The following is a 14,059-nucleotide window of genomic DNA, read 5'->3' as shown; positions in this document are numbered from 1 at the left end:
GAGTGTATGAGCAGTTATCGGATCGCAGTATTGCCGGGTGACGGCATTGGCCCAGAAGTGATGGCCGAGGCCGTCAAGGTGCTGGAGAAGGTGCAGGCCAGGTTCGGCCTCGCCTTCGAGTATGATCGCCATGACGTGGGCGGCATCGCCATCGACAACCACGGCACCCCGCTGCCGCAAAGCACGATCAAAGGTTGTGAAGCGGCCGATGCCGTGCTGTTTGGCTCGGTGGGCGGCCCGAAATGGGAACATCTGCCCCCCAACGATCAGCCGGAACGTGGCGCCCTGCTGCCCCTGCGCGCCCACTTCAAGCTGTTCTGCAACCTGCGTCCGGCCCGTATCTATACCGGTCTGGAACAGTTCTCCCCGCTGCGAGCCGACATCTCCGATCGCGGTTTTGACATCGCCTGTGTGCGCGAGCTGACCGGTGGCATCTACTTCGGCCAGCCCAAGGGGCGCGAGGGAGAAGGGGCGAACGAGAAGGCGTTCGACACCGAGGTGTACCATCGCTTCGAAATTGAGCGCATCGCCAAGATTGCCTTTGAGTCGGCGCGTGTGCGCCGTGGCAAGGTCACCTCCATCGACAAGGCCAACGTGCTCGCCTCCTCCATCCTGTGGCGCGAGGTGGTGACGCAAGTCGCCAAGTCCTATCCGGATGTGGCGCTGAGCCATATGTATATCGACAACGCCACCATGCAGCTCATCAAGGATCCGTCCCAGTTCGACGTGCTGCTCTGCTCCAACCTGTTCGGTGACATCCTCTCCGACGAGTGCGCCATGATCACCGGCTCCATGGGCCTGCTCCCCTCTGCCAGCCTCAACGAATCGGGTTTCGGCCTGTTCGAACCGGCCGGTGGTTCGGCCCCGGATATCGCCGGCAAGGGTATTGCGAATCCCATTGCCCAGATCCTCTCCGCCGCCCTGATGCTGCGCTACAGCCTGGGCCAGGAAGCCGCAGCTCAAGCCATCGAGCAGGCCGTGGCCCAGACCCTGGCCGAGGGTTACTTCACCGCCGACCTGCATCAGGCCAGCGCCCGCCATCCGGTGCAGAGCACGTCCGAGATGGGTAGCCAGATCGCCGCCCGGATCTGAGCCGCATAACAGAGAACAAGGAAGAGAGAAGCAATGGCCAAGACCCTCTATCAGAAAGTATTCGACGCCCACGTGGTACGGGAAGTGGAAGGGGAGACCCCCCTCATCTACATCGACCGCCATCTGGTGCATGAAGTGACCAGCCCGCAGGCATTCGACGGCCTGCGCGCCATGAATCGCCAGCTGCGCCGCCCGGATCTGACCTGGGCCACCATGGATCACAATGTCTCCACCACCACCAAGGACATCGCCGCCTCCGGCGAGATGGCCCGCATCCAGATGGAGACGCTGGCCGACAACTGCAAAGAGTTCGGGGTTCGCCTCTACGATCTCAACCACAAATATCAGGGGATCGTCCACGTGATGGGCCCCGAGCTCGGCATTACCCTGCCCGGCACCACCATCGTCTGCGGCGACTCCCACACTGCCACCCACGGCGCCTTCGGCTCGCTGGCGTTCGGCATCGGCACCTCCGAGGTAGAACATGTGATGGCGACCCAGACCCTGAAACAGGGCCGGGCCAAGACCATGCGCATTTCGGTCAACGGCAAACTGGCCGCAGGCATCAGTGCCAAGGACGTGGTGCTGGCCATTATCGGCAAGGTCGGCCACGCCGGTGGTACCGGCTACGTGGTGGAGTTTGCTGGCGAGGCCATTGCGAGCCTCTCCATGGAAGGGCGGATGACGGTGTGCAACATGGCCATCGAGCTCGGCGCCAAGGCGGGGATGATTGCCCCCGACCAGACCACCATCGACTACATTCGCGGCAAGGAGTTCGCCCCCAAAGGCGAGGCGCTGGAGCAGGCCATCGCTTACTGGCAGAGCCTCAAGAGCGATGAAGGTGCCCGTTTCGATGCCGAGGTGGTGCTGGACGCCGCTGATATCGCCCCGCAGGTCACTTGGGGTACCAACCCGGGGCAGGTGATTGCCGTTAATGAACCCATTCCGGCGCCGGAATCCTTCAGCGATCTGATGGAGCAGCAGTCAGCCCGCAAGGCGCTCGCCTATATGGACTTGCAACCGGGTCAGAAGCTCTCCGACGTTGCCATCGACAAAGTATTTATCGGGTCGTGCACCAACAGCCGCATCGAGGATCTGCGCGCCGCCGCCGCCATCGCTCGCGGTCGCAAGGTAGCCGCTGGCGTGCAGGCGCTGGTGGTGCCGGGTTCCGAGCAGGTGAAGGCGCAGGCCGAAGCCGAGGGTCTGGACAAGATCTTCATCGAGGCCGGTTTTGAGTGGCGCCTGCCCGGCTGCTCCATGTGTCTGGCAATGAACAACGACCGGCTGCAACCGGGAGAGCGCTGCGCCTCCACCAGCAACCGCAACTTCGAAGGGCGTCAGGGCCGCGCCGGCCGCACCCATCTGGTGAGCCCGGCCATGGCCGCCGCTGCCGCCGTCACCGGCCGCTTCGCCGATATTCGCGCACTGTAAGAGGACATTTCGATGACAGGATTCAAACAGCATAAAGGGATCGTCGTCCCACTCGACAGCGCCAACGTCGACACCGACGCCATCATTCCCAAACAGTTTTTGCAAAAAGTAAACCGCATTGGTTTTGGCAAGCACCTGTTCCACGACTGGCGCTTTCTGGACGATGCCGGCCAGCAGCCAAACCCCGAGTTTGTACTGAACCAGCCGCAATTCGCCGGTGCCAGCATTCTGCTGGCCCGCGAGAACTTCGGCTGCGGGTCTAGTCGCGAGCACGCCCCCTGGGCGCTGGCCGACTACGGCTTCAAGACCATCATAGCCCCGAGCTTTGCCGACATTTTCTACGGCAACGCCATCAACAATGGCATGGTGCCGGTGCGCCTGAAGGAGAAGGAGGTCGATACCCTGTTCCAGCTGGTGGCCGCCAAACCAGGCATCGAGATCGAGGTGGATCTGGAGGCCAATCAGGTACGTGCAGGTAGCCTCTGCTTCGGTTTCGAGATCGATGAATTCCGCCGTTACTGTCTGCTCAACGGCTTGGATGCCATCGGTCTGACCCTGCAGCACGAGGCCGCCATCAGCGCTTTTGAGGCGAAGCAGCCGAGCTGGATTTAACGCGCCAGTTGCAAAAAAACGAGTAGAATCAACAGGGAGCTTCGGCTCCCTGTTTTACTGTCCGCGATACTTCCCACTTTGGGCCACCGGAACTGGCCCGTGCCACAGGAAAGGATGATGAAGAGACCGACGGCAATTCCTCTGCTCTGTGCCCTGCTGCTTGCCCTGCCTGCGGGTGCCAGCCAAACCAGCTTCAACAACAGCCTCGGCCAGATCAGCGTCGGCTGGCAAGATAGCGAAGGCAAACCCCAACAGCTCACCTACCGGCTCGAACAGGGCAAGTTGCCGCCCCTCATCGCCTATCGTCCGGCGAGAATGCAGGAGGAGGTGTTGCAGGTGTTGCTGCGGGAGGTGCGCCAGAACTACCCCGAGGTGCAGTTCACCCTCGCCCGTCCCTCGCTGGAGCTGCATCTGAAAAGCCGCAATCAGGACAAGGCGCGCGAGGCGATGGCCTTTCTGCAGTCCAAGCGGAGCAAAGAGGAGCAGGCGTGGCTGACCAAACACTACTTCCAGTACTTCACCCCCCCTGACGGGCAGCTGGCAGTGAAGCAGGATCATGTGCGCATCGCGCTGGAGAGTCGCAGCGGGCTGGCTCCGCTGGCGGATCAACTCAAGCAGCAGGGCAGCACAGAAACGGAAGCTCGCCAGAAGACCGTGGCCCATATGCTCACCTTTATCCAGAGCATCCCCTATCAGCAACTCGATAGCCTGAACGGAAGGCAGGGCAAAGGCTTTCTCCCACCCCGTCAGGTGCTGGAGCAGAACCGGGGTGATTGCGACAGCAAGGTAACCCTGATGGCCGCCATGCTGGCCCAGCTCTTTCCCGAGCTGAAACAGGCCATGGTGTTCGTCCCCGGCCATGCGCTGCTGGCCGTTGACCTGCCCGCCAAGCCGGGGGATGTGACCCTCAACTGGCAAGGACAGAACTACCTGCTGCTCGAACCCACCGGCCCCGCCACCTTGCCTGTGGGCCAAATAGCATCGACCAGCAAAACGCTGGTCGATAGCAAGCAGTTGAGTGTGCAGCCGGTTCAGGAAAAAGGGTAATCCCCTCCCTCTGCCGATGGGGAGAGAGGATTAACCCTGAGGCAGAAACTCTACCGCCAGCAACAACCCGCTCTCCTCCTCCAGCACCCGGATAATACGGGCATGGGCTTCAAAGGGAGGCAACAGATTGTTGTTGGTGGCAAGACTGATCCGGATGGGCTGATTGATGTCGAGCTGGTGTTCAGAGACCGCAATCCCCATGCCGTTGGCACTGAGATCCCGGCAGATCCCCTCCAGCACCAGCTGCTGCTGATAGACGGTGACCGGAGCATTGATGACCATGCGCGCAAAGGCACGCCTTTCCTTGGTATTGGTAAGCACGCGAACATCCTCTGTTGGGTGGGCGTCATCTCATGGGTATTGCACAATTGTGCTGGTCTACCCAAAAGAACGTTAATACAATGCGGTTCGTTTCTCAAACGGGGTGCGGTTTACCGCTGAGATTATACCCGTGTACCTGATCCAGATAATGCTGGCGGAGGAATTTGAGGCATGGCGCTCATTTTTTGCGCCCTCACCCGCTGGCACCTCGTTATTAACAAGTAATAGGGAGTGCCACCCATGAAGACCCTGCTGCTGGTCACCACCGGCCTGCTGTCGGCCAATGTGTTCGCCGCCGACACCCTCACCGTCTACACCTACAGCTCTTTCACTGCCGAGTGGGGTCCGGGACCCAAGATCAAACAGGCCTTCGAGAAAGAGTGCGGCTGCACCCTCAATCTGGTTCCCCTCGAAGATGGGGTAGCCATCCTCAACCGGCTGCGGCTGGAGGGCAACCACAGCAAGGCCGATCTGGTGCTGGGGCTCGACGATGCCCTCATCAGCGAAGCCAAGCAGAGCGGCCTGTTCGCCCCCCATCCCGCCAAGCTGGATGGCATCAAGGTGCCGGGTGGCTGGCAGGATGACACCTTCGTCCCCTACGACTACGGCTACTTCGCCTTCGTCTATGACAAAGACAAACTCAAGCAGCCGCCCAAGAGCCTGAAAGATCTGGTGGAGCGTCCCGACCTCAAAGTGATCTATCAGGATCCCCGCACCTCCACCCCGGGGCAGGGGCTGATGCTGTGGATGAAGTCTGTTTATGGCGACAAGGCGCCTGCCGCCTGGGCCAAGCTGGCCAAGAAAACGGTCACCGTCACCAAGGGGTGGTCAGAGGCCTATGGCATGTTCCTCGATGGCGAAGCGGACATGGTGCTCTCCTACACCACCTCTCCGGCCTATCACCTGATTGCCGAGAACAAGCCCCAGTATCAGGCTGCCGCCTTCGAGGAGGGTCACTACCGCCAGGTAGAAGTGGCCGCCAAGCTGAAGAGAGCCAAACAGGGGAAGCTGGCTGACCAGTTCCTGCAATTTATGGTGAGCCCCGCCTTCCAGCAGGAAATCCCGACCGGCAACTGGATGTATCCCGTTATCGACACGCCGCTGCCCAAGGGCTTCGAGCAGATGATCACCGTAGCCAAGCCGCTCGCCTTCAGCAGCGATGAGGTGGCCGCCAATCGCAAAGGGTGGATCCGCGAGTGGCTGCAAGCCGTCACCCAGTGAGCCGTTATCTGAAACCACAGGCTCGTCCCCTCTGGTGGTTGCCGGGCAGTGCAGCCACCCTGTTGATCCTGCTGTTATCCCTCGGGCCGCTCGCGGCCCTGTTGTGGCAGGCCGGTTCGCTGGCCCCCCGCCCCCTGCTCGCAGACTCTTATCTGCGTCATGTGCTGGGCTTCAGTCTGGGACAGGCACTACTCTCCACCCTGCTCAGTCTCGGGCTGGCCATTCCGGTGGCCCGCGCGCTGGCGCGGCGCCGTTTCGTTGGCCGAACCCTGCTGATCAAGATGTTCGGTCTCTCGCTGGTGCTGCCGGTCATCATCGCCATCTTCGGCATAGTAGCGGTACACGGCAAACAGGGGTGGCTGCCGCAACTGTTGCGCTCATTGGGGCTGGATCCCGGCAATTATCTCTACGGCCTGTTCGGTATCCTGCTGGCCCACGTCTTCTTCAACATGCCGCTGGCGGCCCGCCTGATGCTGCAGAGCATAGAGAGCATCCCCGAATCGAGCTGGCGCCTCGCCAGCCAGCTCGGCATGCGCTCATCCCATATCTTCCGGCTGCTGGAGTGGCCGCTGATCCGCGGCATATTGCCGGGGCTGGCCAGCCTCATCTTTATGCTCTGCTTCACCAGCTTCACTACCGTACTGGCGCTGGGGGGCGGGCCGAAATCGACCACTCTGGAGGTGGCTGTCTATCAGGCGCTGCGCTTTGATTTCGATCTCGCCACCGCGGGCGGATTGGCGCTGGTGCAGCTGATCCTGACCGCCACCCTGCTGCTCCTGCAGCACAAGCTGCAGACTACCCCGGCCAGTCGGGTGACGCCTCGTCGTCCCTGTCTGCGGCCAGATCGCCATCAGCCAGGCACGGCCGTGGTGGATCTGCTCTCGCTCGGTATCGGGCTCGCCATCTTTCTGCCACCGCTGCTGGCCATCGTGGTGGCGGGCCTTCACCCCGGCCTGCTGACGGCGCTCACGTCCAGCAAGCTGTGGCAGGCGAGCGGTCAGTCGCTGCTGATTGCGCTGGCGGCAGGCACCCTGGCGACCCTGCTCGGCAGCGGCCTGCTGCTCACCAGCCGTCACCTAAAGGTGCGCACCCGCCAGCGGCGGGCTGCCGCCCTGTGGGAGGCAAGCGGCTCGATGATTCTGATGATCCCGGCGGTGGTGCTCTCTACCGGTCTCTTCATCCTGTTTATGCCCTTTGCCGATGTATTCGCACTCGGCCCCTGGCTGGTGGTGCTGGTCAACGCCCTGATGGCGCTACCCTACGTGCTGCGCACCCTCTCCGCCCCCATGCAGCTGGTGGTGCGTCAGTATGACCGGCTGGCGGATAGCCTGGGGGTACGTGGCCTGCATCGCCTGCGGCTGGTGGAGTGGCCACTGCTGCGCCGCCCGCTGGCACTGGCGATGGCGCTGTCGATGATCCTCTCGCTGGGGGATCTCGGCGCCATCGCCATGTTTGGCAGTCAGGAGCTCACCACCCTGCCCTGGCTGCTCTACCAGCAGCTCGGCAGCTACCGATTGACCGAGGCTGCAGCCACCGCTCTGCTGCTGCTGACGCTCTGTTTCTCCCTGTTCTGGCTGGTGGAACGGGGGCTTGGAGGAAAACATGCTGAACATTGATACGCTGGTAACCAGCTACCCCGACTGGCGCGTCAGCTTCAGCGCGACCCTGCCCAAGGGAGAGATCACCGCACTGATCGGCCCAAGCGGCGCAGGTAAATCGACCCTGCTCGGGATGATCGCCGGATTCGTGCAGGTGGAGTCGGGCCGCCTCAGCTTCGATGGCGAAGATCTGCTGCCGCTGGGCCCGGCCGAGCGACCAGTCACCACCCTGTTTCAGGATCACAACCTGTTCCTCCACCTGTCGGTGTTCGACAATATCGCCATCGGCTTGCACCCGGGTCTGCGCCTGAGTGCCGCCCAGCGGGCACAGGTGATCGATGCAGCCGAGCGGGTTGGCCTTGGCGAGATGTTAAACCGCCTGCCGGAGCAGCTCTCCGGCGGCCAGCAGCAGCGAGTCGGGCTGGCTCGCGCGCTGGTGCGCGGCAAACCGCTGCTGCTGCTGGATCAGCCCTTCTCTGCCCTCGATCCCGCCCTGCGCCGGGAGATGCTGGCCGAAGTGGCGCGCCTCGCCTGCGAACAGGGCATTACCGTACTGATGGTCTCCCACAATCCGGAAGATGCTCAGCTGATTGCCGATCAGGTGCTCTTTGTCGACGAGGGGCGCATCGCCCTGCAAGGCAAGCCGGATATTCTGCAAAACAGCGACCACCCGGGGCTGCTGCGCTACCTTGGACAGTGACCCAAGGACACTGAACTGGTGACGGGATCAAAAAAGGGAAGCCAAGTGGCTTCCCTTTTTCATATGAAGATAGTCAGCTAAATCAGAGATTTTCCTCGGCGAACGAAGCCAGTCGGCTGCGCACCACGCCATTGAGGAAGATGTTGGCACTGCCGTCAAAATCCTTGAAACGCTCGACGATGTAGGTGAGACCCGAGGTCACAGGGCTCAGATAGTTGGAGTCGATCTGGGCCAGGTTACCGGAGCAGACGATCTTGGTACCCTCGCCGCAGCGGGTGATGATGGTCTTGATCTGGGACGCGGTCAGGTTCTGGCACTCATCCAGCAGTACGAAGGTGTTCTGGATGCTGCGCCCGCGCATAAAGTTGACCGATTTGAACTGGATATTGGCCTTCTCCATGATGTAGCTGAGCGAGCCGCTCATGTTCTCGTCCTGCTTGTGCAGCACCTCCAGGGTGTCGGTCACCGCCGCCAGCCAGGGCATCATCTTCTCCTCTTCGGTGCCGGGCAGGAAGCCGATGCTTTCGGCAATTTCCGGGGTATTACGGGTGACGATCACCTTCTCGTAAATGCCCTTCTCAATCACCAGCTCCAAGGCCGCCGCCATTGCCAGCAAGGTTTTGCCGCAACCCGCCGGGCCGGTCAGGATCACCAGATCGATGTGCGGATCGAGCAGTGCATCCAGCGCCATCCCCTGATAGACATTCTTGGGATGGACGCCCCACGCCTTGCGGGACATCAGCCGCTCACGGCCCAGATCCTTGATGCGGATCTTCTGGCCATCGTGGCTGAGCACCCGGGCGGCAAAGAAATTCTCTTCATCCACCAGATACTGGTTTACGTGAACCCCCTCCAGCAGGTTGGCATCAATCACATGGATGGTGTCGCGGCCATGGGTCTCGCTCTCGCACTCGCCAACCCGCTCCCAGAAGCTGCCGGGCACCACCTGAAAGCCTTTGGCCAGCAGGCGGATATCGTCGATCAGCTGGTCGCTACGGTAATCTTCAACGTGAGCCAGCCCGGCCCCCTTGGCCTTGAGGCGCATGTTGATGTCTTTGGTGACCAGCACCACCTGACGCTTCAACTCATGCTTTTGCAGATAGAGGGCCGCGTTGATGATGCGGTTGTCGGCCTCCTTGTCGGTAAACACCTCGGCATCCTGCGGCAGATGGTGATCGCTGAAGATGCAGATATTGCCGCTCGCTTCGCCAGCCAGCGGCACGCCCTGGGTGATCTGATCCGGGGTTGCATCGCGGAACACATCTTCCAGCGCACGAATGGCCACCCGCGCGTCGCGGCTGACATCCTTGTTGCGATCCTTGATGTTATCGAGCTCTTCCAGCACCGTCATGGGGATCAGCACGTCGTGCTCTTTGAAGGAGTAGATAGCGAGGGGTTCGTGAAGCAGAACGTTGGTATCCAGGATAAACAGCTTTCGGTCCGTATTGTCCATAAGCATCCTCCTTGGCACTGAAGGGCCACGTGTGTGAATCTCAGATGTCATTGAAACCACACGGCCGTGACAGTTTTATTACCCTCAACGCTACGCCCGATTTTACTATCGCGCAACAAATCACTTGGCCGCCTGATTTGATTGAGCATAAAAACAGCAATAAAAAGACCGACGCTATGGCCGGTCTTTTTTCTATCGTTCAACTACTTGGGCATGTCTGTCAGCCGCACTTGGAGTCGCCGCAGTTGAGGCAGGTCATGCAGCCATCCTTCAGCACCAGCGCCTTGGTGTGGCACTTGTAGCAGAGCGCGGCATTGGCCGGAAAACCACTGCTCGCCTGCTGCTCTTCAGCCTCCTGAGCGGCTTTCAACTCGGCCTGCTTCTCGGCCAGAAATGCCTGCTGATGCTCGTCCAGCCCCGGCGCCTTGAGCATGCCTATCTCGGTGAGATGGCTCTCGATCACGTTGCCAATTTCGGCGATCAGCGACGGCACATACTTGCCCTTGTTCCAGTAGCCGCCCTTGGGATCGAATACTGAACGCAGCTCCTCGACCAGGAAGGTGACATCCCCACCCTTGCGGAATACCGCCGAGATGATGCGGGTCAGCGCCACGATCCACTGGTAGTGCTCCAGACTCTTGGAGTTGATGAAGATCTCGAACGGACGGCGAGTTTCGTGCACCGTGCCCTCGTTGAGAATGATGTCGTTGATGGTGATGAACAGCGAGTGCTCGGAGACATGTTCCGGCGTCTTCAGCTTGTAGGTGGTACCCATCAGCCGCTCCGGGCGCAGCACGGTTTCGTGCATGTGCACCACGTCATCCTGCGCAGAGAGATCTTCTTGCGGCTGATCCTTGGTACGCACCTTGTAGGCGACGATTTTCTTGTCGATCTTCTTGACCATAATGTCGTTCTCAGAATTTACCGTAATAGCCTTCTTTCAAGGCGTCGTAGAGGTTGGCGGCAGTGTGCAGCTCACCATCGTATTCGATCTCTTCGTTCCCCTTGACGGAGATGACGGAGCCATCCTCCAGAGTAAACTCATAGAGGGTGTTCTCCAGATCCTTCTCCTTCACCAGCACGCCCTGGAAGGCCTCCGGATTGAAGCGGAAGGTGGTGCACCCCTTGAGACCGGAGTCCGAGGCATACATGTAGATGTCCTTGAACTGCTCGAACGGGAAATCGGTCGGCACGTTGGCAGTCTTGGAGATGGAGGAGTCAATCCAGCGCTGGGCTGCAGCCTGAATATCCACATGCTGCGCCGGGCTGATGTCGTCAGCAGTAATGAAATATTCCGGCAGACGGCTCGCCTCATCATCGGCATAGGGCATGGCGGCCGGATTCACCAACTCGCGATAGGCCAGCAGCTCGAAGGAGTAGACGTCGACGCTCTCCTTGCTCTTCTTGCCCGGCTTGATGACGTTGCGGCTGTAGTGGTGAGCAAAGCTCGGCTCGATGCCGTTGCTGGCGTTGTTGGCCAGTGACAGCGAGATGGTGCCGGTGGGCGCAATACTGCTGTGGTGAGTGAAACGCCCACCCACTTCGGCCAGCTCGGCGACCAGCGCAGGATCCACTTCGGCAACCTGCTGCATATAGCGGCTATAACGCGCATGCAGCACCTTGCCCTTCACCTTGTCACCCACCTTGATGCCATCAGCCGCCATTTCCGGGCGCAGACGCAGCATCTTGCCAGTCACTTCAAACTCCTGCTCCATGATGGGGGCAGAGCCTTTCTCCTTGGCCAGACGCAGGGACTCCTGCCAGCCGGTCATCGCCAGCTCCTGGGATACCTGCTCGGTAAAAGCGACGGACGCGGCAGAACCGTACTTGATCTGCAGCATGGTGAGGGTCGAACCAAGCCCCAGGAAACCCATGCCGTGACGGCGCTTGGCTTTAATCTCCTCGCGCTGTTTGGCCAGCGGCAGTTGGTTTATCTCCACCACGTTGTCGAGCATGCGGGTGAAGATGGCCACCACCTTGCGAAACGCCTGCCAATCGAACGCCGCGTTTTCAGTAAACGGGTCGCGCACAAACTTGGTCAGATTGACCGAGCCCAGCAGACAGGCACCGTAGGGCGGCAACGGCTGCTCGCCACAGGGGTTGGTCGCGCGGATCTCTTCACAGAACCAGTTGTTGTTCATCTGGTTGACCTTGTCGATCAGGATGAAGCCGGGCTCAGCATAGTCATAGGTGGAGGTCATGATAACGTTCCAGAGCTTGCGTGCAGGCAGGGTCTTGTAGACCTTGCAGGCGACCTGCCCCAGCTCGTTGAATACAACCCCTTCCTTGTTGGGCCAGTCGGCCCATAGCACCTGAGCGGGATCGTCCAGCGCAATGCCATCCTGCTCCACCTCTTTGGCGGTGTAGGGGAAGATCAGCGACCAAGGGGCATCCTCTTTCACCGCCTTGACGAAATCTTCGGTGATGAGCAGGGAGAGGTTGAACTGACGCAGGCGGCCATCTTCACGCTTGGCCTGAATAAACTCGATCACATCGGGATGGCGGATATCCATGGTGCCCATCTGGGCGCCGCGACGGCCACCGGCTGACGAGACGGTGAAACACATCTTGTCATAGATATCCATAAAGGAGAGCGGGCCGGAGGTGTAAGCACCGGCACCGGAGACAAAGGCACCGCGCGGGCGCAGGGTCGAGAAGTCATAGCCGATACCGCAACCGGCTTTCAGGGTCAGACCAGCCTCGTGCACCTTGCCGAGGATATCGTCCATCGAATCTTCGATGGTGCCAGAAACAGTACAGTTGATGGTTGAAGTGGCAGGCTTGTGCTCAAACGCCCCGGCATTGGAGGTGATGCGGCCCGCCGGAATGGCACCATTGCGCAGCGCCCACAGGAACGGCTCATACCAGGCCTCAGGCTCCAGCTCCTGCTCTGCCAACGCACGGGCTACCCGCTGGTAGGTCTCATCGATAGAGCTGTCGATGGGAGTACCATCCTTGCTCTTGAGGCGATACTTGCTATCCCAGATCTCGAGGGACGTTTCCTGCATGGGGATAAGGCGGGAGCCAAGCTCACTCTCCAGCACCGGGTTCGATTTAGCCATTTTCAATCAACCTTATATGAATGCATCAACATCATGACAACAGCAGAAAACACAACTTATGGCACCATCCAAAATTAATGGCACAACATATAGTACACCTGATGCCATGAGGGCGCCGATTCTAACCTAAAAAAATGCCCCGGCCAGCAGATTTCTGGGCCGAGGCACTTAACTGATTAATTTTCTGAGAGATTTAGTATGCATGAGCAAATCGAGCAGGCAACAACGGACATTGACATAGAGAGGTACATAGGAATGGGATAAATCAGGTCAATTATCAGGCGACTTACTGAATTTCAGCCAATAAAAAACCCCGCTCGATGAGCGGGGTTTCTTGTATTGGTGCCTGGCAGTGTCCTACTCTCGCATGGCGAATGCCACACTACCATCGGCGCTACCGCGTTTCACTTCTGAGTTCGGCATGGGATCAGGTGGTTCCACGGCGCTATGGCCGCCAGGCAAATTCTTAATCTAGAAAGCTGACGTGAGTAGTGATGTTGCGCTTGGCTTGTCACTATCACTGAATTTGAGTATTTCGTTCTATTTGCTACAAGCCTTAGAACACTTCTTGGGTGTTGTATGGTTAAGCCTCACGGGTAATTAGTATGGGTTAGCTCAACACGTCGCCGCGCTTACACACCCCACCTATCAACGTTGTGGTCTCCAACGGCCCTTTAGGACCCTCAAGGGGTCAGGGATGACTTATCTCAGGGCTCGCTTCCCGCTTAGATGCTTTCAGCGGTTATCGATTCCGAACTTAGCTACCGGGCAGTGCCACTGGCGTGACAACCCGAACACCAGAGGTTCGTTCACTCCGGTCCTCTCGTACTAGGAGCAACTCCCTTCAATCATCCAACGCCCACGGCAGATAGGGACCGAACTGTCTCACGACGTTCTGAACCCAGCTCGCGTACCACTTTAAATGGCGAACAGCCATACCCTTGGGACCGACTTCAGCCCCAGGATGTGATGAGCCGACATCGAGGTGCCAAACACCGCCGTCGATATGAACTCTTGGGCGGTATCAGCCTGTTATCCCCGGAGTACCTTTTATCCGTTGAGCGATGGCCCTTCCATTCAGAACCACCGGATCACTATGACCTACTTTCGTACCTGCTCGACCTGTCCGTCTCGCAGTTAAGCTGGCTTATGCCATTGCACTAACCTCCTGATGTCCGACCAGGATTAGCCAACCTTCGTGCTCCTCCGTTACTCTTTGGGAGGAGACCGCCCCAGTCAAACTACCCACCAGGCACTGTCCGCGGCCCAGATTCATGGGCCTGCGTTAGAACATCAAACATACAAGGGTGGTATTTCAAGGACGGCTCCAGCGCAACTGGCGTCACGCCTTCAAAGCCTCCCACCTATCCTACACATGTAGGTTCAATGTTCAGTGCCAAGCTGTAGTAAAGGTTCACGGGGTCTTTCCGTCTAGCCGCGGGTACACCGCATCTTCACGGCGAATTCGATTTCACTGAGTCTCGGGTGGAGACAGCATGGCCATGGTTACACCATTCGTGCA

At 59.5% G+C, this 14,059-nt stretch carries 11 protein-coding genes, 2 rRNA genes and 1 riboswitch (1 of these 14 only partly in view); of the genes, 7 read left to right on the top strand and 6 right to left on the bottom strand.

The features are described 5' to 3' along the window. Positions 1 to 6: 6 nt before the first annotated feature. From leuB to ACTG2J_RS03540, 4 genes are all read left to right on the top strand, one after another. Positions 7 to 1,092, top strand: a complete 1,086-nt coding sequence (leuB, locus tag ACTG2J_RS03555; protein WP_204380211.1) for a 3-isopropylmalate dehydrogenase — start codon at positions 7 to 9, stop codon at positions 1,090 to 1,092. A gap of 33 nt (positions 1,093 to 1,125) precedes the next feature. Beyond that, entirely contained in the window at positions 1,126 to 2,523 is a 1,398-nt protein-coding gene (gene leuC / locus ACTG2J_RS03550; RefSeq protein WP_164537670.1) for a 3-isopropylmalate dehydratase large subunit, read from the top strand. 12 nt (positions 2,524 to 2,535) lie between these two features. Then, a complete protein-coding gene (gene leuD / locus ACTG2J_RS03545; RefSeq protein WP_064338755.1) occupies positions 2,536 to 3,135 on the top strand; it encodes a 3-isopropylmalate dehydratase small subunit in 600 nt (199 codons plus the stop codon). A gap of 117 nt (positions 3,136 to 3,252) precedes the next feature. Beyond that, entirely contained in the window at positions 3,253 to 4,182 is a 930-nt protein-coding gene (locus tag ACTG2J_RS03540; protein WP_439997899.1) for a transglutaminase domain-containing protein, read from the top strand. 30 nt (positions 4,183 to 4,212) lie between these two features. Here the strand turns inward: ACTG2J_RS03540 and ACTG2J_RS03535 are convergent, their stop codons facing one another. Beyond that, a complete protein-coding gene (locus tag ACTG2J_RS03535) occupies positions 4,213 to 4,503 on the bottom strand; it encodes a PilZ domain-containing protein (RefSeq protein ID WP_005339160.1) in 291 nt (96 codons plus the stop codon). A gap of 89 nt (positions 4,504 to 4,592) precedes the next feature. Beyond that, positions 4,593 to 4,683, top strand: a riboswitch (TPP riboswitch). Positions 4,684 to 4,743: 60 nt separating this feature from the next. On the opposite strand from ACTG2J_RS03535, the gene thiB reads away from it, so the two are divergent. From thiB to thiQ, 3 genes are read left to right on the top strand one after another with little or no spacing between them, the layout of a single operon-like run. Further along, the gene (gene thiB / locus ACTG2J_RS03530) at positions 4,744 to 5,724 is read left to right on the top strand and encodes a thiamine ABC transporter substrate binding subunit (protein WP_439997202.1); all 981 of its coding nucleotides are present in this window, start codon (positions 4,744 to 4,746) and stop codon (positions 5,722 to 5,724) included. Next, a complete protein-coding gene (thiP, locus tag ACTG2J_RS03525) occupies positions 5,721 to 7,340 on the top strand; it encodes a thiamine/thiamine pyrophosphate ABC transporter permease (RefSeq protein WP_439997898.1) in 1,620 nt (539 codons plus the stop codon). Before thiB ends, thiP begins: the two co-directional genes overlap by 4 nt. Beyond that, positions 7,327 to 8,022, top strand: coding sequence for a thiamine ABC transporter ATP-binding protein (thiQ, locus tag ACTG2J_RS03520; protein ID WP_439997201.1), 696 nt, complete (start codon positions 7,327 to 7,329; stop codon positions 8,020 to 8,022). Before thiP ends, thiQ begins: the two co-directional genes overlap by 14 nt. Before the next feature lie 82 nt (positions 8,023 to 8,104). Here the strand turns inward: thiQ and ACTG2J_RS03515 are convergent, their stop codons facing one another. The 5 genes from ACTG2J_RS03515 to ACTG2J_RS03495 all read right to left on the bottom strand — a co-directional run. Next, positions 8,105 to 9,475 (bottom strand): PhoH family protein, encoded by a 1,371-nt coding sequence (locus tag ACTG2J_RS03515; RefSeq protein WP_042059809.1) that lies wholly within the window; start codon positions 9,473 to 9,475, stop codon positions 8,105 to 8,107. A 220-nt stretch (positions 9,476 to 9,695) separates the two neighbouring features. After that, positions 9,696 to 10,379 carry a TSCPD domain-containing protein gene (locus ACTG2J_RS03510; RefSeq protein ID WP_439997199.1) on the bottom strand — a complete coding sequence of 228 codons (684 nt, stop codon included), beginning with the start codon at positions 10,377 to 10,379 and terminating at the stop codon, positions 9,696 to 9,698. 10 nt (positions 10,380 to 10,389) lie between these two features. Then, the gene (locus ACTG2J_RS03505) at positions 10,390 to 12,537 is read right to left on the bottom strand and encodes an adenosylcobalamin-dependent ribonucleoside-diphosphate reductase (protein ID WP_439997197.1); all 2,148 of its coding nucleotides are present in this window, start codon (positions 12,535 to 12,537) and stop codon (positions 10,390 to 10,392) included. A 344-nt stretch (positions 12,538 to 12,881) separates the two neighbouring features. After that, positions 12,882 to 12,996 (bottom strand): 5S ribosomal RNA (gene rrf / locus ACTG2J_RS03500). A 120-nt stretch (positions 12,997 to 13,116) separates the two neighbouring features. Beyond that, positions 13,117 to 14,059 (bottom strand): 23S ribosomal RNA (locus tag ACTG2J_RS03495) (it continues 1,947 nt past the right edge of the window).

Source organism: Aeromonas sp. 6P (genome assembly GCF_051919525.1).
Lineage (GTDB): Bacteria > Pseudomonadota > Gammaproteobacteria > Enterobacterales > Aeromonadaceae > Aeromonas > Aeromonas veronii.
The sequence above is the reverse complement of the archived record's forward strand: the minus strand, read 5'-3'. Positions and strand labels throughout refer to the sequence as shown.